This window comes from Microvirga thermotolerans, assembly GCF_009363855.1.
GTDB classification, from domain to species: Bacteria; Pseudomonadota; Alphaproteobacteria; order Rhizobiales; family Beijerinckiaceae; genus Microvirga; species Microvirga thermotolerans.
Genome location: NZ_CP045423.1, coordinates 3,616,496 through 3,637,358 on the forward strand (window position 1 = coordinate 3,616,496; position 20,863 = coordinate 3,637,358).

General features: G+C 69.9%; 22 protein-coding genes. 15 read left to right on the plus strand and 7 right to left on the minus strand.

The annotated features are described in order from the left end of the window. Positions 1 to 107 precede the first annotated feature (107 nt). The 7 genes from GDR74_RS17135 (at position 108) to nhaA (ending at position 5,063) form a co-directional block, all read left to right on the plus strand. Positions 108 to 890, plus strand: coding sequence for a ComF family protein (locus GDR74_RS17135; protein ID WP_152587433.1), 783 nt, complete (start codon positions 108 to 110; stop codon positions 888 to 890). Positions 891 to 930: 40 nt separating this feature from the next. After that, the gene (gene grxC, locus GDR74_RS17140) at positions 931 to 1,188 is read left to right on the plus strand and encodes a glutaredoxin 3 (RefSeq protein WP_152587434.1); all 258 of its coding nucleotides are present in this window, start codon (positions 931 to 933) and stop codon (positions 1,186 to 1,188) included. Between the two features lie 112 nt (positions 1,189 to 1,300). Next, positions 1,301 to 1,702, plus strand: coding sequence for a hypothetical protein (locus GDR74_RS17145; protein WP_152587435.1), 402 nt, complete (start codon positions 1,301 to 1,303; stop codon positions 1,700 to 1,702). Between the two features lie 84 nt (positions 1,703 to 1,786). Further along, positions 1,787 to 2,650 (plus strand): carbon-nitrogen hydrolase family protein, encoded by an 864-nt coding sequence (locus GDR74_RS17150; RefSeq protein WP_152587436.1) that lies wholly within the window; start codon positions 1,787 to 1,789, stop codon positions 2,648 to 2,650. 115 nt (positions 2,651 to 2,765) lie between these two features. Next, the gene (locus tag GDR74_RS17155) at positions 2,766 to 3,227 is read left to right on the plus strand and encodes a DUF1178 family protein (RefSeq protein ID WP_152587437.1); all 462 of its coding nucleotides are present in this window, start codon (positions 2,766 to 2,768) and stop codon (positions 3,225 to 3,227) included. A 21-nt stretch (positions 3,228 to 3,248) separates the two neighbouring features. Beyond that, positions 3,249 to 3,770, plus strand: a complete 522-nt coding sequence (locus tag GDR74_RS17160) for a metallophosphoesterase family protein (protein WP_152587438.1) — start codon at positions 3,249 to 3,251, stop codon at positions 3,768 to 3,770. Between the two features lie 57 nt (positions 3,771 to 3,827). Then, on the plus strand, positions 3,828 to 5,063 hold the full coding sequence (nhaA, locus tag GDR74_RS17165; RefSeq protein WP_152587439.1) for a Na+/H+ antiporter NhaA: 1,236 nt from the start codon (positions 3,828 to 3,830) through the stop codon (positions 5,061 to 5,063). Here the strand turns inward: nhaA and ubiG are convergent. Further along, positions 5,036 to 5,779, minus strand: a complete 744-nt coding sequence (gene ubiG / locus GDR74_RS17170; protein ID WP_152587440.1) for a bifunctional 2-polyprenyl-6-hydroxyphenol methylase/3-demethylubiquinol 3-O-methyltransferase UbiG — start codon at positions 5,777 to 5,779, stop codon at positions 5,036 to 5,038. The genes nhaA and ubiG overlap by 28 nt on opposite strands. A gap of 230 nt (positions 5,780 to 6,009) precedes the next feature. Here ubiG and GDR74_RS17175 point away from each other — a divergent pair, with 230 nt between their 5' ends. The 6 genes from GDR74_RS17175 to GDR74_RS17200 all read left to right on the plus strand — a co-directional run bounded on the left by GDR74_RS17175 (position 6,010) and on the right by GDR74_RS17200 (position 13,237). Next, the gene (locus GDR74_RS17175; protein ID WP_152587441.1) at positions 6,010 to 7,248 is read left to right on the plus strand and encodes an aspartate kinase; all 1,239 of its coding nucleotides are present in this window, start codon (positions 6,010 to 6,012) and stop codon (positions 7,246 to 7,248) included. An 86-nt stretch (positions 7,249 to 7,334) separates the two neighbouring features. Next, positions 7,335 to 9,602 carry a phosphoenolpyruvate--protein phosphotransferase gene (gene ptsP, locus GDR74_RS17180; protein ID WP_152587442.1) on the plus strand — a complete coding sequence of 756 codons (2,268 nt, stop codon included), beginning with the start codon at positions 7,335 to 7,337 and terminating at the stop codon, positions 9,600 to 9,602. After that, positions 9,602 to 10,684 (plus strand): peptide chain release factor 1, encoded by a 1,083-nt coding sequence (prfA, locus tag GDR74_RS17185; protein ID WP_152587443.1) that lies wholly within the window; start codon positions 9,602 to 9,604, stop codon positions 10,682 to 10,684. Before ptsP ends, prfA begins: the two co-directional genes overlap by 1 nt. After that, on the plus strand, positions 10,681 to 11,094 hold the full coding sequence (gene fosX, locus GDR74_RS17190; RefSeq protein ID WP_152587444.1) for a FosX/FosE/FosI family fosfomycin resistance hydrolase: 414 nt from the start codon (positions 10,681 to 10,683) through the stop codon (positions 11,092 to 11,094). Before prfA ends, fosX begins: the two co-directional genes overlap by 4 nt. A 33-nt stretch (positions 11,095 to 11,127) precedes the next feature. Continuing rightward, positions 11,128 to 12,048: a peptide chain release factor N(5)-glutamine methyltransferase gene (prmC, locus tag GDR74_RS17195; protein WP_152587445.1), complete on the plus strand. Its 921-nt coding sequence runs from the start codon at positions 11,128 to 11,130 to the stop codon at positions 12,046 to 12,048. Positions 12,049 to 12,424: 376 nt separating this feature from the next. Further along, entirely contained in the window at positions 12,425 to 13,237 is an 813-nt protein-coding gene (locus GDR74_RS17200; protein ID WP_246179737.1) for a DUF4167 domain-containing protein, read from the plus strand. 92 nt (positions 13,238 to 13,329) lie between these two features. Here GDR74_RS17200 and GDR74_RS17205 read toward each other — a convergent pair whose 3' ends face one another. The 3 genes from GDR74_RS17205 to GDR74_RS17215 all read right to left on the minus strand — a co-directional run bounded on the left by GDR74_RS17205 (position 13,330) and on the right by GDR74_RS17215 (position 14,898). Continuing rightward, positions 13,330 to 14,112, minus strand: a complete 783-nt coding sequence (locus GDR74_RS17205; protein WP_152587447.1) for an MOSC domain-containing protein — start codon at positions 14,110 to 14,112, stop codon at positions 13,330 to 13,332. A 146-nt stretch (positions 14,113 to 14,258) separates the two neighbouring features. Further along, positions 14,259 to 14,537: a hypothetical protein gene (locus GDR74_RS17210; RefSeq protein ID WP_152587448.1), complete on the minus strand. Its 279-nt coding sequence runs from the start codon at positions 14,535 to 14,537 to the stop codon at positions 14,259 to 14,261. A 31-nt stretch (positions 14,538 to 14,568) separates the two neighbouring features. Then, entirely contained in the window at positions 14,569 to 14,898 is a 330-nt protein-coding gene (locus GDR74_RS17215; protein ID WP_152587449.1) for a hypothetical protein, read from the minus strand. Positions 14,899 to 15,088: 190 nt separating this feature from the next. On the opposite strand from GDR74_RS17215, the gene clpB reads away from it, so the two are divergent. Next, complete coding sequence (gene clpB / locus GDR74_RS17220) at positions 15,089 to 17,713, plus strand: ATP-dependent chaperone ClpB (RefSeq protein WP_152587450.1); 2,625 nt, start codon at positions 15,089 to 15,091, stop codon at positions 17,711 to 17,713. A gap of 137 nt (positions 17,714 to 17,850) precedes the next feature. Here the strand turns inward: clpB and GDR74_RS17225 are convergent, their stop codons facing one another. The 3 genes from GDR74_RS17225 to GDR74_RS17235 all read right to left on the minus strand — a co-directional run bounded on the left by GDR74_RS17225 (position 17,851) and on the right by GDR74_RS17235 (position 19,823). Continuing rightward, on the minus strand, positions 17,851 to 18,654 hold the full coding sequence (locus tag GDR74_RS17225; RefSeq protein ID WP_152587451.1) for a class I SAM-dependent methyltransferase: 804 nt from the start codon (positions 18,652 to 18,654) through the stop codon (positions 17,851 to 17,853). 90 nt (positions 18,655 to 18,744) lie between these two features. Further along, positions 18,745 to 19,200 carry an OsmC family protein gene (locus tag GDR74_RS17230; RefSeq protein ID WP_152587452.1) on the minus strand — a complete coding sequence of 152 codons (456 nt, stop codon included), beginning with the start codon at positions 19,198 to 19,200 and terminating at the stop codon, positions 18,745 to 18,747. Further along, a complete protein-coding gene (locus GDR74_RS17235) occupies positions 19,197 to 19,823 on the minus strand; it encodes a GntR family transcriptional regulator (RefSeq protein ID WP_152587453.1) in 627 nt (208 codons plus the stop codon). Before GDR74_RS17235 ends, GDR74_RS17230 begins: the two co-directional genes overlap by 4 nt. A gap of 280 nt (positions 19,824 to 20,103) precedes the next feature. Here GDR74_RS17235 and GDR74_RS17240 point away from each other — a divergent pair, with 280 nt between their 5' ends. Further along, a complete protein-coding gene (locus GDR74_RS17240) occupies positions 20,104 to 20,832 on the plus strand; it encodes a DUF4142 domain-containing protein (protein ID WP_194164568.1) in 729 nt (242 codons plus the stop codon). Positions 20,833 to 20,863 lie beyond the last annotated feature (31 nt).

The window sequence follows — 20,863 nt, forward strand, 5'->3', positions numbered from 1 at the left end:
GGAAATCCGAGGGAAACGAGCCGCGACGGTGCATGCGGCGGGTTCCCCCCTGCCGCCCCTCCGTCCGGGGAGATGGCCCGAAGCCGTTCTGCCGCTAGGCTCGCCCCATGACGGATGCCGGACATCCCATTCCCGCGCACGCCGGGGCGGCCTGGCGCCGGGGCGCGGAGCGGTTGAGGGAGGCGCTGCTCGGCCTGCTCTACCCGCCCGCCTGCGTCGCCTGCGGCGGGGCGACCGGGGAGCCGCACGCCCTCTGCGCCGCCTGCTGGTCGGGGATCGGCTTCATCGCCCGGCCCTATTGCGAACGGCTCGGCACGCCGTTTCCCGTCGACCTGGGTCAGCCGCTGCTCTCGCCCGCCGCCATCGCGGACCCGCCCGTCTTCGACCGCGCCCGGGCGGTGGCCCGCTACGAGGGCACCGCGAGCGAGCTGGTGCACCGGCTCAAATACGGCGACCGGCCCGAGCTCGCCCGGGCCATGGGACGCATGATGGCCCAGGCGGGAGCGGAGCTCCTCCGGGACGCGCAGGTGGTCGTGCCCGTTCCCCTGCACCGCTGGCGCCTGTGGCGGCGGCGCTTCAACCAGGCCATGGCGCTCGCGGGCGTCGTCTCGCAGGCGAGCGGCGTACCCTGCGATCCCTTTCTCCTCGCCCGCGTGAAGCGGACGAAGCGGCAGGTAGGGCTGACCCGGGCGCAGCGGCGGGAGAACCTCCAGGGCGCCTTCCGCGTCCCCCGCGAGGCGATGCCGAGGCTCGCCGGCCGGCGGGTGGTCCTGGTGGACGACGTGCTCACCACCGGCGCGACCGCGAACGCGGCGGCGCGGGCGCTCCTGCGCGGCGGCGCCGCCGCCGTCGACGTGCTGGCCTTCGCGCGGGTCGTGACGGAAGCCTGAGGGACGCCTATATGCAGGCTCTCCGGAAGAAAGGTCCGTCATGCCGCCGATCACGATCTACACCAAGAGCTGGTGCCCCTATTGCGCCGCCGCCAAGAGGCTTCTCGAGGAGAAGGGCGCCGCCTTCGACGAAATCGACATCGAGGCCGAGCCCGAGCGCCGCGCGGAGATGGTGCAGAAGGCCGGAGGCCGCACCACCGTGCCGCAGATCTTCATCGGCAACCGCCACGTGGGCGGCTGCGACGATCTCTACGCCCTGGACGAGAGGGGCGAGCTTGAGAGGCTCCTGGCAGCCTAGCTGATGCATCGACGCAACAGCGTACAGTCTTCTTGGAGCAGGGCAGGAAGCCCCCTTGTGACCCCTGCTTCTTTTCCCAAAGATCGGTCCCCGCAACCACCAAGGACCGATCATGCGCATCTCCCATGCCGCCGCCCTCTCCATGGCGCTTCTCACGGCCGCCTGCACAACGACAGGGACCGGCTCCCGCCCTCCCCGGGTCGTGTTCAGCGGCACGACATTGAAGGTCGATAACTTCGGCTCCGTCGACCCCAGTTGCACATCGCTCGGAAGGACGGTCGTCCAGGTGACCGAACAGCCCCGTCACGGCAAGGTGACCATCCGGGAAGGCTTGGATTATCCGACCTTCCACAAGGACAATATACGCGCGCACTGCAATGCGAAGCGTGCACCGGCCACACAGGTTTTCTACACGCCCGCGCCCGGCTATACGGGTCCAGATGCGTTCCAGGTGGAAGTCGTTTATCCCGACGGTTTCACGCGGTCGGGCAGCTACCGGCTGGAAGTCCGCTGACGGTCCGGGACCGGCGGCGCATCCCTCCGCTCCGGACCGACACTCGGCCCGGCGCCCGACCATGAGCAGACGGAGATTGTTGCCATGACCGCCTCCCGCTTCACCGCCGCCTGCGTCCAGATGCGCTCCGGGCGCGACGTCCTCGCCAACCGCGACGCGGCCGTCGCCCTCGTGCGGGAGGCCGCCGAAAGGGGAGCCGATTTCGTCCAGACCCCCGAGATGACCTCCCTCGTGGAGCGGGAGCGGGCGGCCCTGTTCGACAAGGTGGGCCCGCAGGACCGGGATCCGACCCTTGCCGCCCTGCGCGAGGTGGCCCGCGAGCGCGGCGTCGTCGTCCAGATCGGCTCCGTGGCCGTGAAGGAGGGCAACCGGATCGCCAACCGCGCCTTCCTCGTCGGGGCCGACGGCGACATCATGGCGTCCTACGACAAGGTGCATCTCTTCGACGTGGACCTGCCGAACGGCGAGAGCTGGCGGGAATCCGCCACCTATACGGGCGGCGACAGGGCCGTTCTCGCCGAAACGCCCTGGGGCTATCTCGGCATGACCATCTGCTACGACGTGCGCTTCGCGGCGCTCTACAGGGCGCTCGCCGAGAACGGAGCCTCCTTCCTCTCGGCCCCGGCCTGCTTCACCAGGCAGACGGGCGAGGCCCACTGGCACGTGCTGCACCGGGCCCGCGCCATCGAGACCGGCTCCTTCATGATCTCCGCCGCCCAGGGCGGGCTGCACGAGGACGGGCGCGAGACCTTCGGCCATTCCCTCATCGTCGACCCCTGGGGCCGGGTGCTGGCGGAAGCCGGCACGGAGCCGGGCGTGATCCTGGCGGAGATCGACCCCGGCCTGGTGACGGATGCGCGCAGCCGCATTCCCACCCTGAAGAACGCCCGCCCCTTCGCGGTGGAGACGGTCTCCGCGGGCTCGGCCCGGCGGGCGGCGAGCGCCTGAGCGCCTCGCCCCTCCCCGGCTTCCGGCTTGCATTCGGAGCCGGATTGCGCTTCTGGATTGCGCTTCCGGCCGCGCTCTTGGACGGGCGGGGATCTGCCCCCATCTTGAAGAGGACATGATCAAGTACGCTCTGGCCTGCGACCAGGCCCACGAATTCGAAAGCTGGTTTCCCTCGAGCGAGGCGTACGAGACGCAGCGCAAGCGCGGCTTCGTGACCTGTCCCTACTGCAATTCCGCGCGGGTCGAGAAGCAGATCATGGCCCCGTCCATCGGCCGCGCCGGCAAGGACGCGGAGAAGACAACGGAAAGGCCCGCTGCGCCCGAGCCCCGGGCGGTCGCCATGCTCACCGAGCGGGAGCGCCAGATCCGCGCCATGATCCGCGCCGTGCGCGAGCACGTGATGCGCCATTCGGAGAACGTGGGGCGCAACTTCGCCGAGGAGGCGCGCAGGATCCATTACGGCGAGGCCGAGGAGCGCGCGATCTACGGCGAGGCCGACCCGGCCGAGGCCCGCGCCCTCCTGGAGGAGGGCATCGACGTGCTGCCCCTGCCCATCGTGCCGGACGACCGGAATTAGGTTGACGCAGCCCGCTCCGCCGTGGCCGTCTTCTTCACCAGCGACACCCATTTCGGCGACCCGCGGGTGCTCAGAATCGACCGGCGGCCCTTCACGAACATCCCCGAGCACGACGAGGCCCTGATCGACCGCTGGAATGAGGTCGTGGGACCTCAGGACGAGGTCTGGCACCTGGGGGACTTCGCCCTGCACGTGAGGCCCGGGCGGATCGCGGAGCTTCTGTCCCGCCTCAACGGCCGCAAGCACCTCGTCACCGGCAACAACGACGGGCCGGAGACCCTTTCCGCGCCGGGCTGGGCGAGCGTGCAGCCCTACGCGGAGCTTCATCTCGACGGCTGCGGGCTGGTCCTGTGCCACTATGCCTTCCACACCTGGAAGAACATGGGGCGGGGCTGGATCGACCTGCACGGCCATTCCCACGGCCGGCTCAAGCCGCAGACGCGCCAGTTCGACGTGGGCGTGGACGTGTGGGACTACCGACCCGTCACCCTGGAGCGGATCCTGAGCTCCTCCCGGATTCGTCATCGGAAACCGGCGCCTTGAGGGTTTCCCTTCCTGCCCGCCCGCACTAGGACCGGTCGGAGCGGCAGGGAGGCCTGGATGAACGAGCGACGGAACGGCGGAGGAACGGCGAGGAGCGGGCGGCGCGTGTCGCTGATGCGCCGGTTCTTCGACAGCGAGGCCTCCGGCGGCATGCTCCTGATGGGGGTCACCGTCGCGGCCCTCGCCATCGCCAACTCGCCCCTCGCGGATGCCTATTTCGCGGTCCTGAAGACCTATCTCCTCGGCCTGAGCGTCCTGCACTGGATCAACGACGGCCTGATGGCCGTGTTCTTCCTGCTCGTGGGGCTGGAGATCAAGCGCGAGTTCCTGGACGGACAGCTTTCCACCTGGCCTCGGCGGATGCTGCCGGGAATCGCCGCCTTCGGCGGCATGGCGGTGCCGGCCCTGGTCTACACCGCCGTGACCTGGCAGGATCCCGGGCTGCGGGCCGGCTGGGCCATCCCCGCCGCCACGGACATCGCCTTCGCTCTCGGGGTCCTGACCCTGCTCGGGCCGCGGGTGCCGGCCTCCCTCAAGATCTTCCTGACGGCGCTCGCCATCCTCGACGACCTCGGCGCCATCGCGATCATCGCCGTGTTCTACACGGGCGACCTCGCCCTGCCGATGCTGGGGCTCGCCGCGCTCTGCCTCGTCGCGCTCGTGGCATTCAACCGGTCCGGAACGACGTCCCTCCTGCCCTACCTTGCGGTCGGCGCGCTGCTGTGGTTCTTCGTGCTGAAGTCCGGCGTCCACGCGACGCTCGCGGGCGTCGCCCTCGCCATGACCGTTCCGCTCCAGCCGGAGCCGAAGAAGACCAGGGCCGAGGACTCGCCCCTGCACCGGCTCGAGCACGCGCTCCAGCCCTGGGTCGCCTACGGCATCATCCCGGTCTTCGGCCTCGCCAATGCGGGCCTCTCCTTCGCCGGGCTGTCCCCGGCCTCCCTGGTGGCTCCGCTGCCGCTGGGGGTGGCGCTCGGCCTCTTCGTCGGCAAGCAGGTCGGCGTCTACGGCTTCGCCTGGGCGGCCGTGCGCCTCGGCCTCGCGGACATGCCGGCCGGAGCCTCCCGCCTGCAATGCTACGGGGTCGCCCTCCTGTGCGGGATCGGCTTCACCATGAGCCTGTTCATCGACGCGCTGGCCTTCCCGGCCCACCCCGATCTCGTCGATTCCGCCAAGATCGGCGTGCTCGCCGGATCGTTCCTGTCGGCGCTCGCGGGCTTCCTGGTCCTGCGCTTCGCGCCTCGGGAGCGCTCCTCCGCCGCCCCTCAGCGGCGGGCGGCGACGAGCATGTAGTTGACCGCTGTGTCCCGGGAGAGGGCCCAGGTCCCGGCAAGCGGGTTGTAGGCGACGCCGGTCAGGTCCTCCACGCCGAACCCCGCCGCCTCCAGGGCGGCGCCCAGCTCCTCCGGCGTCACGAATCGGTCCCACTCGTGCGTGCCGCGGGGGAGCCAGCCGAGCACGTACTCGGCCCCCACGATGGCGAGGGCGAAGGAGCGCAGGGTCCGGTTGATGGTCGCCATGACGAGGGCCCCGCCGGGCTTCACCGCCTGCCCGCAGGCGGCCACGAAGGCGTTCACGTCGGCCACGTGCTCCACCACCTCCATGGCGAGCACCAGGTCGAAGGTCTCGCCCCGGGCCGCGACCGCCTCGACCGTCTCGTTGCGGTAGTCGATGGCGAGGCCCGCCCGCTCCGCATGGAGGCGCGCTACGGAAACGTTGGTCGGCGCCGGGTCGAGCCCGGTCACGCGGGCGCCGAGCCGGGCCAGGGGCTCGGAGAGCACGCCGCCGCCGCAGCCCACGTCGAGCACCGTCAGCCCCTCCAGGGACCGGGCGGAGCGCGGGTCGCGGCCGAACCGCCGGCAGGCCTCGTCCCGGATATAGGCCAGGCGCGCCGGGTTGAACCGGTGCAGGACCTTCATCGGTCCGTTCGGGTCCCACCAGGTGGCGGCGAGCTTCTCGAACCGGGCGACCTCGGCCGGGTCGATGGTGGTGCTGGTGCCGTCGGCCATCAGCGGTGTCTCCTCCTGTCCCGTCTCCGGGGGAAGGCGTGCCGGTCGTGCCGGACCGCCTCCGACCTTACGCCTCCCGCTCCGCCTCCGCTACGCCCCGCATCGCTCCGCCGCAAGGGGCGCGCCGCGGAATGGCGCGTTGACAGCGCGCTACCCCACAGTCATGTATGGGCGCCTCCCGCTCCCGGCGAGGAGGCAGATCCGTCCTCCTGTTCGGCCCAAAGCATCCCATGCCTCGTCTCGTGATGAAGTTCGGCGGTACCTCCGTCGCCAATGTCGACCGCATCCGCAATGTGGCGCGGCACGTCAAACGCGAGGTCGAGGCCGGCTACGACGTGGCGGTGGTGGTCTCCGCCATGTCGGGCAAGACCAACGAGCTCGTGGGCTGGGTGAAGGAGGCCTCCCCCCTCTACGACCCGCGGGAATACGACACCGTCGTCGCCTCGGGCGAGCAGGTCACCTCGGGCCTCCTCGCCATCGCCCTGCAGGAGATGGGCCTGAAGGCCCGCTCGTGGCAGGGCTGGCAGATCCCCATCATGACTTCGGACGCCCACGGCTCGGCGCGAATCGCGGCCATCGACGGCACCGGCATCCTCCAGGGCTTCAGCCGCGACCGGGAGATCGCGGTGGTCTCCGGCTTCCAGGGCCTGCACCAGCCGACCCGGCGCATCACCACCCTGGGCCGGGGCGGCTCGGATACCAGCGCGGTGGCGCTCGCCGCCGCGATCCAGGCCGAGCGCTGCGACATCTACACGGACGTGGACGGCGTCTACACCACGGACCCGCGGATCGTCCCCAAGGCCCGGCGCCTCGACAAGGTATCCTACGAGGAAATGCTGGAGATGGCCTCCCTCGGCGCCAAGGTGCTCCAGGTGCGCTCGGTGGAGCTCGCCATGATGCACCGGGTCCCCACCTACGTCCGCTCCAGTTTCGACGATCCCGCCGACCCGAAGCTCGGCACCCTCATCTGCGACGAGGAAGACATCATGGAACAGCAGGTTGTCACGGGCATTGCCTATTCGCGTGACGAAGCCCAGATTACGCTGCGGAACGTCGCGGACAAGCCGGGCGTCGCGGCCTCGATCTTCGTGCCGTTGGCGGAGGCCAACATCAACGTGGACATGATCATCCAGGTGGTCTCGGACGACACGACCACCACGGACATCACGTTCACGGTTCCCGCCGCCGACTACGAGCGCGCCTGCGCCGTCCTGAACCAGCACAGGGACGAGATCGAGTTCAAGAATCTCCAGGGCGCCACCGACGTGGTGAAGGTCTCCGCCATCGGGGTGGGCATGCGCAGCCACGCGGGCGTGGCGGCCAAGGCCTTCAAGGCCCTCGCGGAGAAGGGCATCAACATCCGGGCGATCACGACCTCGGAGATCAAGTTCTCCGTTCTCATCGACTCGGCCTATACGGAGCTTGCGGTGCGCACGCTCCACTCGCTATACGGCCTTGATCGGGCCTGATTGACGGTCAGTCCATGAGGCTGCGACACTTCTCATAGAGCCGGCGGCGCGCCCGTCGGCGAACCAGGACGGGAATACGAAAGCCCATGCCAAGCGCCCCCGGCGGTCCGCGCCTTCTGCTGCGCCGCCTCCGCGAGATCATGGCGGAGCCGGTGGGTGCGCAGGACCGCCTCGACAAAATCGTCGTCCTGATCGCCGCCAACATGGTGGCGGAGGTCTGCTCCGTCTACGTGATGCGCGGCGACGGGGTGCTGGAGCTTTTCGCCACCGAGGGCCTCAACCGCGAGGCGGTGCACCGGACCACCATGCGCTCCGGCGAGGGGCTCGTGGGCCTGATCGCCGCCACCGCCGAGCCCCTCGCCCTGTCCGACGCGCAGAGCCACCCGGCCTTCTCCTACAAGCCGGAGACGGGCGAGGAGGTCTACCACGCCTTCCTGGGCGTGCCGCTCCTGCGCGCGGGCAACACCCTCGGCGTCCTCGTCGTCCAGAACCGCACCCACCGGGTCTATGCCGAGGAGGAGATCGAGGCCCTCCAGACCACGGCCATGGTCCTTGCGGAGATGATCGCCACCGGGGAGCTCCAGGCGCTCGCGCCGGTGGAGACCGGCATCGCCCTGCGCCGCCCGGTCCATTCGAAGGGCATCGCCCTCGCGGACGGCGTCGGCCTCGGCTACGTGGTGCCCCACGAGCCGCGGGTGGTGGTCCGGAACCTGATCGCCGAGAACGTCGAGGCGGAGCTGCTGCGCCTCGACCATGCCATCGCCGACGTGCGCGCCTCCATCGACGAATTGATCGAGCGCGGCGACGTGGCCCATCACGGGGAGCACCGGGAGGTGCTGGAGACCTTCCGCATGTTCGCCCACGACCAGGGCTGGCTGCGGCGCATGCGCGAGGCCGTGACCTCCGGCCTGACGGCGGAGGCGGCCGTCGAGCGGGTGCAGTCCGACAACCGGGCCCGCATGCAGCGCCAGACCGATCCCTACCTGCGCGAGCGCCTGCACGACCTGGACGACCTCGCCAACCGGCTGCTGCACCGCCTCGTGGGGCGCGACCTGGTGGCGGAGCGGGCCTCCCTGCCCGACAACGCCATCATCGTGGCGCGGTCCATGGGCCCGGCGGCCCTGCTCGACTACGACCGCTCCCGCCTGCGCGGCCTCGTCCTCGAGGAGGGCGGGCCGACCAGCCATATCGCCATCGTCGCCCGGGCCCTCGGCATCCCCGCCGTCGGCGAGGTGGCGAACGCCACGTCCCTGACCGAGCAGGGCGACGCGATCATCGTGGACGGCGCGGCGGGCGAGGTGCAGATCCGCCCGACGCCCGACGTGGAGGCGGCCTACGCCGAGAAGGCCCGCCTGCGCGCCCGCCGGCAGGAGCAGTACCTGAAGCTGCGCGACGTGCCCGCCGTCACCAGGGACGGGGTCCCCATCACCCTGCAGCTCAATGCGGGCCTCCTGGTGGACCTGCCGCACCTGGCCGAGACGGGGGCCGAGGGCGTCGGCCTGTTCCGCACCGAGCTCCAGTTCATGATCGCGGAGCGGATGCCGACCGCGACCGAGCAGCAATCCCTCTACAGCGCGGTGGTGGCCGCGGTGGGAGACCTGCCGGTGACCTTCCGCACCCTGGACATCGGCGGCGACAAGATCCTCCCCTACATGAACGCCATCGAGGAGGAGAACCCGGCCCTCGGCTGGCGGGCGATCCGCATCGGGCTCGACCGGCCGGGCCTGCTGCGGGTGCAGATCCGCGCGCTCCTGAAGGCCGCGGGCGGCCATCCGCTGAAGATCATGTTCCCGATGGTCGCCACCTGCGACGAGTTCGTCCGGGCGAAGGAGCTGGTGGAGCGGGAGAAGGCCCACCTGTCGCGGCACGGCCATCCCCTGCCGAGCGACCTGAAGCTCGGCGCCATGCTGGAGGTCCCCTCCCTGCTCTTCCAGCTCAAGGAGATCTGCGCGGCCGCCGATTTCCTGTCGATCGGCTCCAACGACCTGATGCAGTTCCTCTTCGCGAGCGACCGGGAGAACCGCCGCGTGGCCGACCGGTTCGACCCTTTGAGCCCGCCCATGCTGCGGGCCCTCAAGATGGTGGTGGACGAGGCGGCCTCCAGCGACTGCCAGTTGACCGTCTGCGGCGAGATCGGCGGGCGTCCCCTCGAGGCCATGGCGCTCATCGGCCTCGGCTACCGCTCGTTCTCCATGTCCCCGGCCGCCATCGGCCCGGTGAAGGCCATGCTGCTGGCTCTCGACGCGGGCCGCATCGCCGCCTTCGTCCGTGAGGAGCTGGAGCGGTGCGGGGGCGGCGATACGCTGCGGCCCAAGCTCCTCCAGTTCGCGGAAAGTCATGGTATTCCGATCTGATGTCGATTGCCCCTCCCTCTGACCGTCTGGACGCCATCCTCGCCCGTCACGACATCGTGACCGCGACGCTCAATGCCGCGACCGATGCGGACACCATCGTTTCCCTCTCGCGGGAGCTGTCCGAGCTCGAGGACGTGGTGGCGGCCATCAGGGCCTATCGCGCCATGGAGGAGAACCTCGCCGGCCTCGAGGCCATGCTGGAGGATTCCGACCCCGAGATGCGCGCCCTCGCCGGCGAGGAACTGCCCCGCGCGAAGGAGGAGCTGGAGAAGGCCGCCCAGAACCTGCGGCTCATGCTGCTCCCCAAGGACGAGGCCGACGAGAAGAGCGCCATCCTCGAGATCCGCGCCGGCACGGGCGGCGACGAGGCCGCCCTGTTCGCGGGGGATCTGCTGCGCATGTACACCCGCTACGCCGACCTCAAGGGCTGGAAGGTCGAGATCGTCTCCGAGAGCGAGGGCACGGCGGGCGGCTACAAGGAGGTCGTCGCCGAGGTGAAGGGCCGCGGCGTCTTCGCCCGCCTCAAGTTCGAGAGCGGCGTCCACCGGGTCCAGCGCGTGCCGGACACCGAGACGCAGGGGCGCATCCACACCTCCGCCGCCACGGTGGCGGTGCTGCCCGAGGCGGAGGACGTGGACATCACGATCAACGAAGCCGACCTGAAGATCGACACCATGCGGGCTCAGGGCGCCGGCGGCCAGCACGTGAACAAGACGGAATCGGCCATCCGCATCACGCACATTCCCACGGGCACCGTGGTCTTCGTGCAGGACGAGCGCTCCCAGCACAAGAACCGCGCCCGGGCGCTCGCCCTTCTGAAGGCCCGTCTCTACGACGCCGAGCGCACGGCCAAGGACGCCGCCCGCGCCGCCGACCGCAAGTCCCAGGTCGGCTCCGGCGACCGTTCCGAGCGGATCCGCACCTACAACTTCCCGCAGGGCCGCGTGACGGACCACCGCATCAACCTCACGCTTTACAAGCTGCAGGAGGTCCTCGACGGCAGCGCCCTCGACGAGATCGTCGATGCGCTCATCACCGAGCACCAGGCGGCGCAGCTCGCGGCGCAGGACGAGGCGGCGTGATCGAATCCATCAGTCACATCACCCTCGTCACGAGCGATCTTTCCCGCATGAGCGCGATCGTGGAGCGGGTGCTGGACGGGCGCGAGGTCTACGATTCCGGCGACGAGACCTTCTCCCTCTCGCGAGAGAGGTTCTTCGTGGTCGGCGGCCAGTGGATCGCGGTCATGGAGGGCGAGAGCCTTCCCACCCGCACCTACAACCACATCGCCTTCAAGATTCCCCCCGAGGCCCTGGAGGATTATCGCCGGCGGATCGAGGCGCTCGGCCTCGAATTCCGCGAGTCCCGCCCGCGGGTCGAAGGCGAGGGCGCCTCGCTCTACTTCTACGACCACGACAACCACCTCTTCGAGCTCCACACCGGAACCCTGGAGGAGCGGCTGGAGCGCTACCGGCAAGGCACGAAGGGCTGAGCTCGCAGCCGCCTCAGGAGCGTTCAAAGGCTGATGCAAGTGCCCGATCCATCGAACGGCTCACCCCGTCGTTCCACCCCTCCCCGCAAGGGGGACGGCAGCGGAACGCCAACCCGCGCCGCCGCCCTCGCGGGCTTGCGCCGAACCTTGAGCGAGGCCGGATTCGAGACGGCAGCCCTCGACGCGCGGCTGCTGGTTCTCTCGGCTCTCGAGATCACGGCGACGGATCTCATCACCGATCCCGACCGCCCCTTGACGCAGGTCGAGGCCGAGACCCTCACGGACTTCGCCCGCCGCCGCCTGGCCCGCGAGCCCGTGGCGCGGATCCTGGGCGAGCGCGAGTTCTGGGGGCTGCCCTTCCGCCTGTCCCCCGAGACCCTGGTGCCGCGGCCCGACACGGAGACGGTGGTGGAGACCGCCCTTTCCCTCGTCCCCGACCGCGGCGCCCCTCTCCGGATCGTCGATTTCGGGACGGGTTCCGGCGCCCTTCTCACGGCGCTCCTGCACGAGCTTCCGCAGGCCGTGGGGATCGGGATCGACCTGTCCGAGGGTGCGGCCCGGACGGCGCGGGGCAATGCATGGGCGAACGGGGTGGGAGAGCGCAGCCTGTTCGTGGTGGCCGACTGGGCGGCGGCCCTGAAGGGCCCCTTCGACCTCGCCGTCTCCAACCCTCCCTACATCGCCTCCCCGGTGGTCGAGACCCTGGAGCCGGAGGTCAGGGATCACGATCCGCGGCTCGCCCTCGACGGCGGGCCCGACGGCCTCGCCCCCTACCGGGTGCTTCTCGGCGAGGCGGAGCGCCTCTTGGCGCCCTCCGGGCTGATGGTGCTCGAGATCGGCTACGATCAGGCGGACCCGGTGAGCCGTTTGGCCGCGGAGCGGGGCCTTGAAGCGGTGCGCCTGGCACACGATCTAGGAGGCAACCCCCGCTGCATCGCCCTGAAACGGACATGATTCGATGACAGGACGCTCTTCGTCCCCGCAGGGGATAAAGGCTGAAATATCGCTTGTTGGACCGGGCGGAACCCGCTAGATTCGATTTCAGAGATCGTCCTCGGTCGACACAAATCGGTGGAGCCCTCTGCGGGCGAATGCCGGAGACCAAACGATATCAATCGCGCAGGCAGGGGCAATTTGAGCAGCCGGGCGCGATCACTTGAACCCGACACTGAAGGATGGCCAAGGCTTTGAAAGCTGTGGCTTAACGACAGACGGTTGCCACGCGAACGGTGGGCTTTGGCCCGTTCGGTGAGACATTGGCTTGCATCGCGTGGGCTTGAAGAACCAGCGAGGGTCGTAGACCAGAATGAGACCAGGACAGAACAGGCGCATGCGCGGTCGTAACCGCAATGGAAACAAGGGGCCCAATCCCCTGACGCGGACCTACGAATCGAACGGTCCGGACGTGAAGATCCGCGGCACCGCGCAGCACATTGCCGAGAAGTACAGCCAGCTCGCCCGCGACGCCTCCGCCAGCGGCGATCCGGTGGCGGCCGAGAACTACTTCCAGCACGCGGAGCACTATTTCCGCATCATCGCGGCGGCGCAGGAGCAGCTGCGCGAGCAGTACGGCTACCAGCAGCGCTCCTTCGACGACGAGGGCGAGGACGAAGGCTTCGCCCCCGGCGAGCGCCAGCCCTATTCCAGCGGCGAGGAGACGGATCCCGGCTCGCAGCCGCAGCCCTTCGAGACGCGTCCCGAAGGCGACCGCCCGGCGCGCTTCGACCGCGAGGATCGCCAGAACCGGGGCGACCGGCGCGAGCGATTCCAGCGGGAGCGCGGCCAGCGCCAGGACGGCGCCCGCGAGGAGCAACCCCGCCTCGAATTCGACCGCCAGGAACGCGGAGAGCGCCAGGATCGCGGAGAACGCAACGGGCGCGCGCCCTTCCGCCGCGACCGCCAGCGCGACGAGGCCGAGGCGCAGGATGCGGGCGGTCTTCCCGCCTTCCTGACGAACCCGGTCCGGGCTCCCGTGGCCGATACCTCGGTCGACGAGGCCGCCCCGGCGCCTCAGGACGCCGCCAACGACGAGGAGGCCCGCCCCCGCCGCCGCACCCGGCGTCCGCGCCGGGCGCTCGCGGAGGATGCGGGCTCCGAGGCCGCGGCCGGTTTCGAGGGTATCGAGACCCCGGCGGCCGAGTAGTTCCGGCCGTTTCCGGCGCACGAATCGAAAGGGAGGGCCTCAGCCCTCCCTTTTTCATGTCCGCGCTTTGCGGCTTCCGAAGGCGCCGGCGGTCAGAGCGCGAGCGCCGCCTGCTCGGGCATGAGGGCGTCCCCCTCGGCCACGACGCCGTCCGCCAGGACCTCCGCATAGACCCCGCAATCCACGTGGCCGTAGGCCTGCATGAGGCTCTTCGGGATCTGCAGGTCGCGGGTTCCGGTGGCGGGGTCCACGTTCGTCGCCGCGCAGCGCTCGATGCGCTTCGTCACCCTCAGCCGCAGGCCGGAGGGCGCCGCCAGCACCTGGCCGACGAGGTCGAACTCGGCCCAGGGGGCGAGGCCCTCCAGGTGGAGGTTGCCGCGAAAGCGCAGGGGGTCGACCGGCGCGCCGACCGCCTCCTCCAGCGCGCGCACGCTGGCGAGGTTGATGAGCGAGACGAAGCCGCGCCGGGAATCGGTGAAGCGGAAGCCCTCGGGAGCCGCGAGGACCTTCGGCGGCCCGCGCAGTTCGGAGGGCATGAAGCGGCGGAAGAAGGCCTCGATGGCGAGGCGTCCCTCGCGGGTCGAGAGATCCCCCCGCGCCACTTCCCGCCCGCCGTCCTCGATGAACAGGGTCGTGATGGAAGCGAGATAGCGCGTCTTCAGGCGGGCCAGGCGCTCGTTGCGCATGAGCATCAGGAACTTGACCTTCGGCTGATGCTGCGGGTCGGCGGCATCGAAGCCGGAGGGACCGTTCTCGATGGCGAAGAGCCGGTCGCCGGGGAAGTAGCCCCCCTTCGTCAGGGCTGCGGAGACGAGCCTCTCGGGAGAGAGGCCCTTGACGGGATAGCGCTGGAGGGAGGCGATGCGGATGCTCATGCCTCCCCGTTAAAGGGGGCGGGGAGGCACGGCAAGGACCGCAGCACCCTTCTCCACGCCCTCATGCGGCCGCCGCAGGCCGCCCGCAGGGGCCGCAGGCAAAAGCCCCGCCTTCCGGCGGGGCTTTCGAGATCGGGGGCGGGAGGTTACGACGCGTCGCCGGAGCGTGCGACCCGGGAGCGCTTCAGCTGCGGCGTGAAGGCCGCCTCCCGGCCGCTGCTGCGGTCGAAATCCGCCATCGACGGATCCTTGCGCATACCCTCGTGGGCAGTCCGGTGGGGCGGGATATGGGCGGCCGGCTCGGCCTCCTGCTTCATCCGCAGGGCTTTCTCGGCATTGGCGCGCAGTTCCTCGCGCGCCTTCTCCGCCCGCCGCTTCTTCGGGCTGAGGCGGGACAGAGCATTCGTCAGCTTGGACAGGACCATCGTCGGCTCCTTGGCGTTTCTTCGTCTGGGTCTATTCCTTGGCGCGCGAGAGCACGTCCTCGTCGGAGGCACTGCTTGGCTTGTCGCCGTCCTCGGCCTTGTCGGGCCAGACCGGGACCCGTCCGCTCGGCGGAATCGTTCCGGTGCCGGTGGAATCGCCGTCGTCCCGTTCCGGGCCGCCGGCCTGCATGCCCTCCTGGGCGACGAAATCGTTCGCCTTCTGCGTGGTGTCGCCGAAGGTCTGCGGGGTCACGGAGGGCCTGCGCTCCATCTGGCTCTCCGGAACCGCCATGCCGAGCTCGGAATTGCGGGCCAGGTCGGCCCGGGCCTTCTCGGCATCGGAACGCGGATCGCGTGTCATGCTCACCTCCTCGAAACCTCGCGCGGGATCTCGGAGGTCAATGCGAGCCCAGCAAAGGGGTTCCCCCTCTTGTTGTGGCCGATCCGCCACACCACCTTACCTTCAGCGGATGCTTCACGAGGAAGGTCCGACATCGAAAGGACCTGCCCGGGCCGCGTGACGGACGGACAGGCTCCAGGAGGGGTGACAGATGAATTTCGAGAAATACACCGAGCGCGCGCGCGGCTTCGTGCAGGCGGCCCAGAACCTCGCCATGCGCGAGGGCCATCCGCAGCTGGCGCCCGGACATATGCTCAAGGTGCTGCTCGACGACCCGGAGGGCCTCTGCGCAGGCCTCATCGACAGGTCCGGCGGCCGCTCCCGCGAGGCGCACGCCGCGGTCGAGCAGTGGCTCGCCAAGCAGCCGAAGGTCTCCGGCGCCGCCTCGCAGCCGCAGGCGACGCGCGAGCTGATGCGCTTCTTCGACACCGCCGAGAAGGCCGCCGAGAAGGCCGGCGACTCCTACGTGACGGTCGAGCGCATGCTGCTGGCGCTCGCGCTCGAGAAGGACACCGAGGCCGGGCGCATCCTCGCCCAGGCCGGCGTGACGCCGCAGGGACTGAACGCGGCGATCAACGCCCTGCGCAAGGGCCGCACGGCGGACAATGCGACGGCGGAGAACGCCTACGACGCCCTGAAGAAATATGCCCGCGACCTGACGGAGGCGGCCCGCGAGGGCAAGCTCGATCCGGTGATCGGCCGCGACGAGGAGATCCGCCGCACGATCCAGGTGCTGTCGCGGCGCACGAAGAACAACCCGGTGCTCATCGGCGAGCCCGGCGTCGGCAAGACCGCCATCGTCGAGGGCCTCGCTCTGCGCATCGTCAACGGCGACGTGCCCGAATCCCTGAAGGACAAGCAGCTGCTCGCCCTCGACATGGGCGCGCTCATCGCCGGCGCGAAATACCGCGGCGAGTTCGAGGAGCGCCTGAAGGCCGTGCTGCAGGAGGTCACGGCTGCCGAGGGCGGGATCATCCTGTTCATCGACGAGATGCACACGCTGGTGGGGGCCGGCAAGGCCGATGGCGCGATGGACGCCTCGAACCTGCTGAAGCCCGCGCTTGCCCGCGGCGAACTGCACTGCGTCGGCGCGACCACCCTCGACGAGTACCGCAAGCACGTGGAGAAGGACGCGGCGCTGGCCCGGCGCTTCCAGCCCGTCTTCGTGAACGAGCCCACGGTGGAGGACACGGTGTCGATCCTGCGCGGGCTCAAGGAGAAGTACGAGCAGCACCACGGCGTGCGCATCACCGACTCGGCGCTCGTCGCCGCGGCGACCCTCTCCAACCGCTACATCACCGACCGCTTCCTGCCGGACAAGGCCATCGACCTCGTGGACGAGGCCTCCTCGCGCCTGCGCATGCAGGTCGATTCCAAGCCCGAGGAGCTCGACAACATCGACCGCGAGATCGTGCGCCTGAAGATCGAGCAGGAAGCCCTGAAGAAGGAGACCGACGCCGCCTCCAAGGACCGGCTCGCGCGGCTCGAGAAGGAGCTGGCGGATCTGGAGGAGCGGTCGGCGGCGATCACCGCGCGCTGGAAGGCGGAGAAGGACAAGCTCGGCCGCGCCGCGGAACTCAAGAAGCGTCTCGACGAGGCGCGCACGCAGCTCGGCCAGGCGCAGCGCGCGGGCGACTGGGCGAAGGCGGGCGAGCTGTCCTACGGCATCATTCCAGGGCTGGAGAAGGAGCTCGCCGAAACCGAGGCCAAGGGCGACGGCGCGGGCATGATGGAGGAGGCGGTGACGCCCGACCACGTGGCGCAGGTCGTCTCCCGCTGGACCGGGGTGCCGGTGGACAAGATGCTGGAGGGCGAGCGCGAGAAGCTGCTCCAGATGGAGCAGCAGCTGGCGAAGCGCGTCATCGGCCAGCGCGAGGCGGTGGAGGCGGTCTCGACCGCGGTGCGCCGCGCCCGCGCGGGCCTGCAGGACCCGAACCGGCCCATCGGCTCGTTCATGTTCCTTGGGCCTACCGGCGTCGGCAAGACCGAGCTGACGAAGGCTCTCGCCGAGTTCCTGTTCGACGACGAGACCGCCCTCGTGCGCCTCGACATGTCGGAGTACATGGAGAAGCACTCGGTGGCCCGCCTCATCGGCGCGCCTCCCGGCTATGTGGGCTACGAGGAGGGCGGCGCCCTGACCGAGGCGGTCCGCCGCCGGCCCTACCAGGTGGTGCTGTTCGACGAGATCGAGAAGGCGCATCCGGACGTGTTCAACGTGCTGCTCCAGGTGCTCGACGACGGGCGCCTCACGGATGGGCAGGGGCGCACGGTGGACTTCCGCAACACGCTCATCGTCATGACTTCGAATCTCGGCGCCGAGTATCTGGTGAACCAGCCCGAGGGCCAGGACACCGACGCGGTGCGCGACGAGGTGATGGGCGTGGTGCGCGCGCACTTCCGGCCCGAGTTCCTCAACCGCGTGGACGAGATCATCCTGTTCCACCGGCTGAAGCGCTCGGAGATGGGCGCCATCGTCGACATCCAGATCGGCCGCCTGCAGAAGCTCCTGGAGGATCGCAAGATCACCCTGACGCTCGATCCGGAGGCGCGCGAGTGGCTCGCAGAGAAGGGCTACGATCCGGCCTACGGCGCGCGGCCCCTGAAGCGCGTGATCCAGAAGAACGTGCAGGATCCGCTCGCGGAGCTGATCCTCGCCGGCGAGATCCACGACGGCGAGACCGTCCCCGTCCATGCCGGGCCGCTCGGCCTCGTCATCGGCGACACGCCAGTGGCGAAGGCCGCCGAGAAGGTGCCGGAAGGCGTGCGGTTGAACTGACGTTCCGGCCCGTTCGAGAATCCGCATGGCCGCGGCCTCCAGCCGCGGCCTTTTTCTTGAAAAGGCCGTCCCAGGAGCCCGCGCTCGCCCTCGGCTATGGACGCGCGGCACGGCCAGCCGCCCCGGCTCGGCAGGGTCTAGCCTGCAACCCTGCCCTTGACCGCCCAGGCCCGCGCGGCAAGGAGGATCTCGCCGTCCGGACCTGTCGGCAGGCGCCGCCGAACCGCCTCCCGAAGGCGCTCCCGCGCCGCCTCGTCCAGCGACATGCAGTATTTCGGCGCGGAGCCCGTCCCGCCCAGAAACGGCGCCCAGTAATCCTCGAAGCTCTCGAACGCGGTCGGGATGTCGATGGCCCGCACCTCCACTCCGGTCAGGCCGGCGCCGAGAAAGAGGTCCCTCAGCGGGCCGGGTCGGCATATGGGCGCCTTCACGCCGTCGTCGAAGTCGCGGGCTGCTGGGTCGAGCGCGGTCGCCACGTCGAAGAAGCAGCGCATGGCCTGCATGTGCCCCGCATAGTCCCAGACGTAGAGAGCGACCGTTCCGCCCGGCCGGACGACGCGGATCATCTCGCGGATCGCGGCGTCCTTGTCGGGAACGAAGTTGAGAACGAGCCCGGAAACCGCCATCCCGAACGCGCCGTCGCCTTCCGGGATGGCGAGCGCATCGCCCTTCACGAACGCGACGCGCGGATCGCGGATCCGCTCCTTCGCCGCCTCCAGGAACGGGGCGGCGCTGTCGACGCCGAGAACCCGCTTCGGCTCGCAGGCGGCGAGGATCGCCGAGGTCAGCACGCCCGTTCCACACCCGATGTCGATCCAACGGGCGGCCGGCGGCGCGCCGACCCAGGCCAGGAAGAGCGGAGCGACCTTGCGGCTCCACCGGCCCATGTAGCGCTCATAGGCGTCGCTCGCGCCCCAGAGGTCGGGCTGTCCCGTCGGCATTTCGGGCCGTCCGCGCTCGGCATGATCCAATGCTCATTCTGCCGCGCAACCGGCGGAATGTCACGCCGCCCCGCTCCGGACGGATTCCTCTCAACCGAGCCGCGTCTCCACGACCGTCTTCACGGAATTGGCGATGAAGCACATGGCATGGGCGCGGCGATGGAGGTCCTCCTCGGTGGCGCGGTCGGGCGGGGCGCCTGCATAGGAAACCTCGGGATGGAGCACCACGCGCGTCACCCAGGTCGTGCCGCCCGTATCCTCCATCGCGCCTTCCGCCCTGTCACGGTAGCGGTCCACGACGATGCCCGCCCGCGCCGCGAGCGAGAGGAAGAACAGCATGTGGCAGCTGGAAAGGGCGGCCACGTAGGCCTCCTCCGGATCGACGTTCTCCGGCACCGAATAGGGAAGCGGCACCACGTGGGGCGAGGCGGAGGCGGGAACGACCTGCCCGCCGTCGAAGCGCCAGCGGTGCCCGCGGCTGTAGCGCTGGTCGGTGAAGCGGGCGTCGCCCCGCTCCCATGTCACTTCCGCGGTGAATGCGCTCATGATGGGTCCTCTTCCCGTTGCACGATGGTCTTCACGAGCCCGGACAGGTGAGCGGCGAGCGCGGCGGCGGCCGCCTCCCCGTCGCCCGCCTCGCAGGCGGAAAGGATCGCCCGGTGCTCGGTGTAAAGCGCCGCCCGCGCTTCTCCGCCGAGGGGCTGCAGGGCATAGATGCGCCGTCCCTCGCGGCGCAGGCCGTCGATCGTCCGGAGCAGGCGGTCGTTCCCGCAGCGGGCGTAGAGGTGCCGGTGGAAGAGGACGTCGAGTTCCTCGATCTCGACCGGGTCCTCCTCCTCGGCGAGCGCCTCGGCGGCCCGACGCGCCTTTCGCAGGACGGCGTCGTCCAGCCGCGGCAGGGAGAGACGCAGGGCATGGGTCTCGAGGGCGATGCGGATATCGACGAGCTCGGCCGCATCCTTGCGGCTCCATCCGGCCACCGCCAGGCTCCGGTCGGGCCGGCGGACGAGAATGCCCGCCACCAGGAGCCTTTCGAGCACCCGGCGCACCGGCTGTCGGCTCACCCCGAAGCGGGCGGCGAGCTCCTCCTGCTTGAGGAGCGTCCCCGAGGGCAGCGCGCCCCGCTCGATCTCCTCGCGCAAGGTCTGTTCGATTAGCTTTGGATCCATGGATCCAAAACTAAACATTCTGGGAGCACCGTCAAGAAGTACGGAGGGCGGGAACCGGAAGGGCAAGGCAAGCACGGAACGAAGAGGCAGAAGAGACAAAGGGCACGACGAAAAGCCGTTCCGGCATCGGCTCCGGACCCTTTCCCTCGCCTCCTGTCCAGCGGGAGGACGGGCAGCGCGGGTACGGTCAGGCGGAGGCTGGCGATCCCCGTCGAAATCCTGCCGAAACAATCCCTGCGCGGGGGCGTTCGTCCCGTTCGAACCCATCGGGAGAATGCCGATGTCCCGCCGTCTCGTCGTTGCCGGCCTTGCCGCCGTTCTCGCCTGCCCCGCCCTGGCGCAGCAGACGCCGCAGAACCAGGCCATTCCCTACCCTGTCGCGCCGCAGCCCGCCGAAACGCAGCCCAACCAGGGTCTCGGCCAGAACGCACAGGAGCGCGAGCAGCGGGTCCGGCAGGGCGGCGCGCCTCAGGACAGCCGGACCCAGGCGCGCCAGGGCCAAGCCGGCGCTCCCGCCCAAATGGGGCAGCAGCAGTCCCAGGCCGACCGTGAGTACATCCAGCAGACGCTCGCCACCGGAACCGTCTCGCTCCAGGCCTCCAACTTCGCCCTGTCGAAGGCACAGAACCCGCGCGTGAAGCAGTTCGCTCATTTCGAGGTCGCGGAGCAGAACACCCTCTCCGAGGTGCTGCGCTCCATGGCCGAGCCCGCCGCCACGTCCTCCACGACCGCAGGCGCGCAGCAGGCCGCCTCGACCGCGCCGGAGCTGCCGCAGGCCGATGCCGCCGCCATGGAACGCCGGTCGAAGGCGCAGGGCGGCGCGGCCTTCGACAAGGACTATGTCGCCATGCAGCTGAAGGGTCATCAGGACCTCCTCGCCGTTCAGGAGCGCTACCTCCAGGGCAATCCGGGCAACCGCGAGCTCATGAACGTGGCCAAGCTCGCGCGCGGGCAGATCCAGGAGCACATCGCCCTTCTCCAGGACATGCAGAAGGAAACCGGCCGCTGACGAGCCGCCTCGGGCCTTTTGCGCGGCGGGC

Bases quoted from the DNA above. Each gene is read 5' to 3' on its own strand.
- GDR74_RS17135 (WP_152587433.1), top strand. From the start codon at position 108: ATGACGGATGCCGGACATCCCATTCCCGCGCACGCCGGGGCGGCCTGG.
- grxC (WP_152587434.1), top strand. From the start codon at position 931: ATGCCGCCGATCACGATCTACACCAAGAGCTGGTGCCCCTATTGCGCC.
- GDR74_RS17145 (WP_152587435.1), top strand. From the start codon at position 1,301: ATGCGCATCTCCCATGCCGCCGCCCTCTCCATGGCGCTTCTCACGGCC.
- GDR74_RS17150 (WP_152587436.1), top strand. From the start codon at position 1,787: ATGACCGCCTCCCGCTTCACCGCCGCCTGCGTCCAGATGCGCTCCGGG.
- GDR74_RS17155 (WP_152587437.1), top strand. From the start codon at position 2,766: ATGATCAAGTACGCTCTGGCCTGCGACCAGGCCCACGAATTCGAAAGC.
- nhaA (WP_152587439.1), top strand. From the start codon at position 3,828: ATGAACGAGCGACGGAACGGCGGAGGAACGGCGAGGAGCGGGCGGCGC.
- ubiG (WP_152587440.1), bottom strand. From the start codon at position 5,779: ATGGCCGACGGCACCAGCACCACCATCGACCCGGCCGAGGTCGCCCGG.
- GDR74_RS17175 (WP_152587441.1), top strand. From the start codon at position 6,010: ATGCCTCGTCTCGTGATGAAGTTCGGCGGTACCTCCGTCGCCAATGTC.
- ptsP (WP_152587442.1), top strand. From the start codon at position 7,335: ATGCCAAGCGCCCCCGGCGGTCCGCGCCTTCTGCTGCGCCGCCTCCGC.
- prfA (WP_152587443.1), top strand. From the start codon at position 9,602: ATGTCGATTGCCCCTCCCTCTGACCGTCTGGACGCCATCCTCGCCCGT.
- prmC (WP_152587445.1), top strand. From the start codon at position 11,128: ATGCAAGTGCCCGATCCATCGAACGGCTCACCCCGTCGTTCCACCCCT.
- GDR74_RS17200 (WP_246179737.1), top strand. From the start codon at position 12,425: ATGCGCGGTCGTAACCGCAATGGAAACAAGGGGCCCAATCCCCTGACG.
- GDR74_RS17205 (WP_152587447.1), bottom strand. From the start codon at position 14,112: ATGAGCATCCGCATCGCCTCCCTCCAGCGCTATCCCGTCAAGGGCCTC.
- GDR74_RS17210 (WP_152587448.1), bottom strand. From the start codon at position 14,537: ATGGTCCTGTCCAAGCTGACGAATGCTCTGTCCCGCCTCAGCCCGAAG.
- GDR74_RS17215 (WP_152587449.1), bottom strand. From the start codon at position 14,898: ATGACACGCGATCCGCGTTCCGATGCCGAGAAGGCCCGGGCCGACCTG.
- clpB (WP_152587450.1), top strand. From the start codon at position 15,089: ATGAATTTCGAGAAATACACCGAGCGCGCGCGCGGCTTCGTGCAGGCG.
- GDR74_RS17225 (WP_152587451.1), bottom strand. From the start codon at position 18,654: ATGCCGACGGGACAGCCCGACCTCTGGGGCGCGAGCGACGCCTATGAG.
- GDR74_RS17230 (WP_152587452.1), bottom strand. From the start codon at position 19,200: ATGAGCGCATTCACCGCGGAAGTGACATGGGAGCGGGGCGACGCCCGC.
- GDR74_RS17235 (WP_152587453.1), bottom strand. From the start codon at position 19,823: ATGGATCCAAAGCTAATCGAACAGACCTTGCGCGAGGAGATCGAGCGG.
- GDR74_RS17240 (WP_194164568.1), top strand. From the start codon at position 20,104: ATGTCCCGCCGTCTCGTCGTTGCCGGCCTTGCCGCCGTTCTCGCCTGC.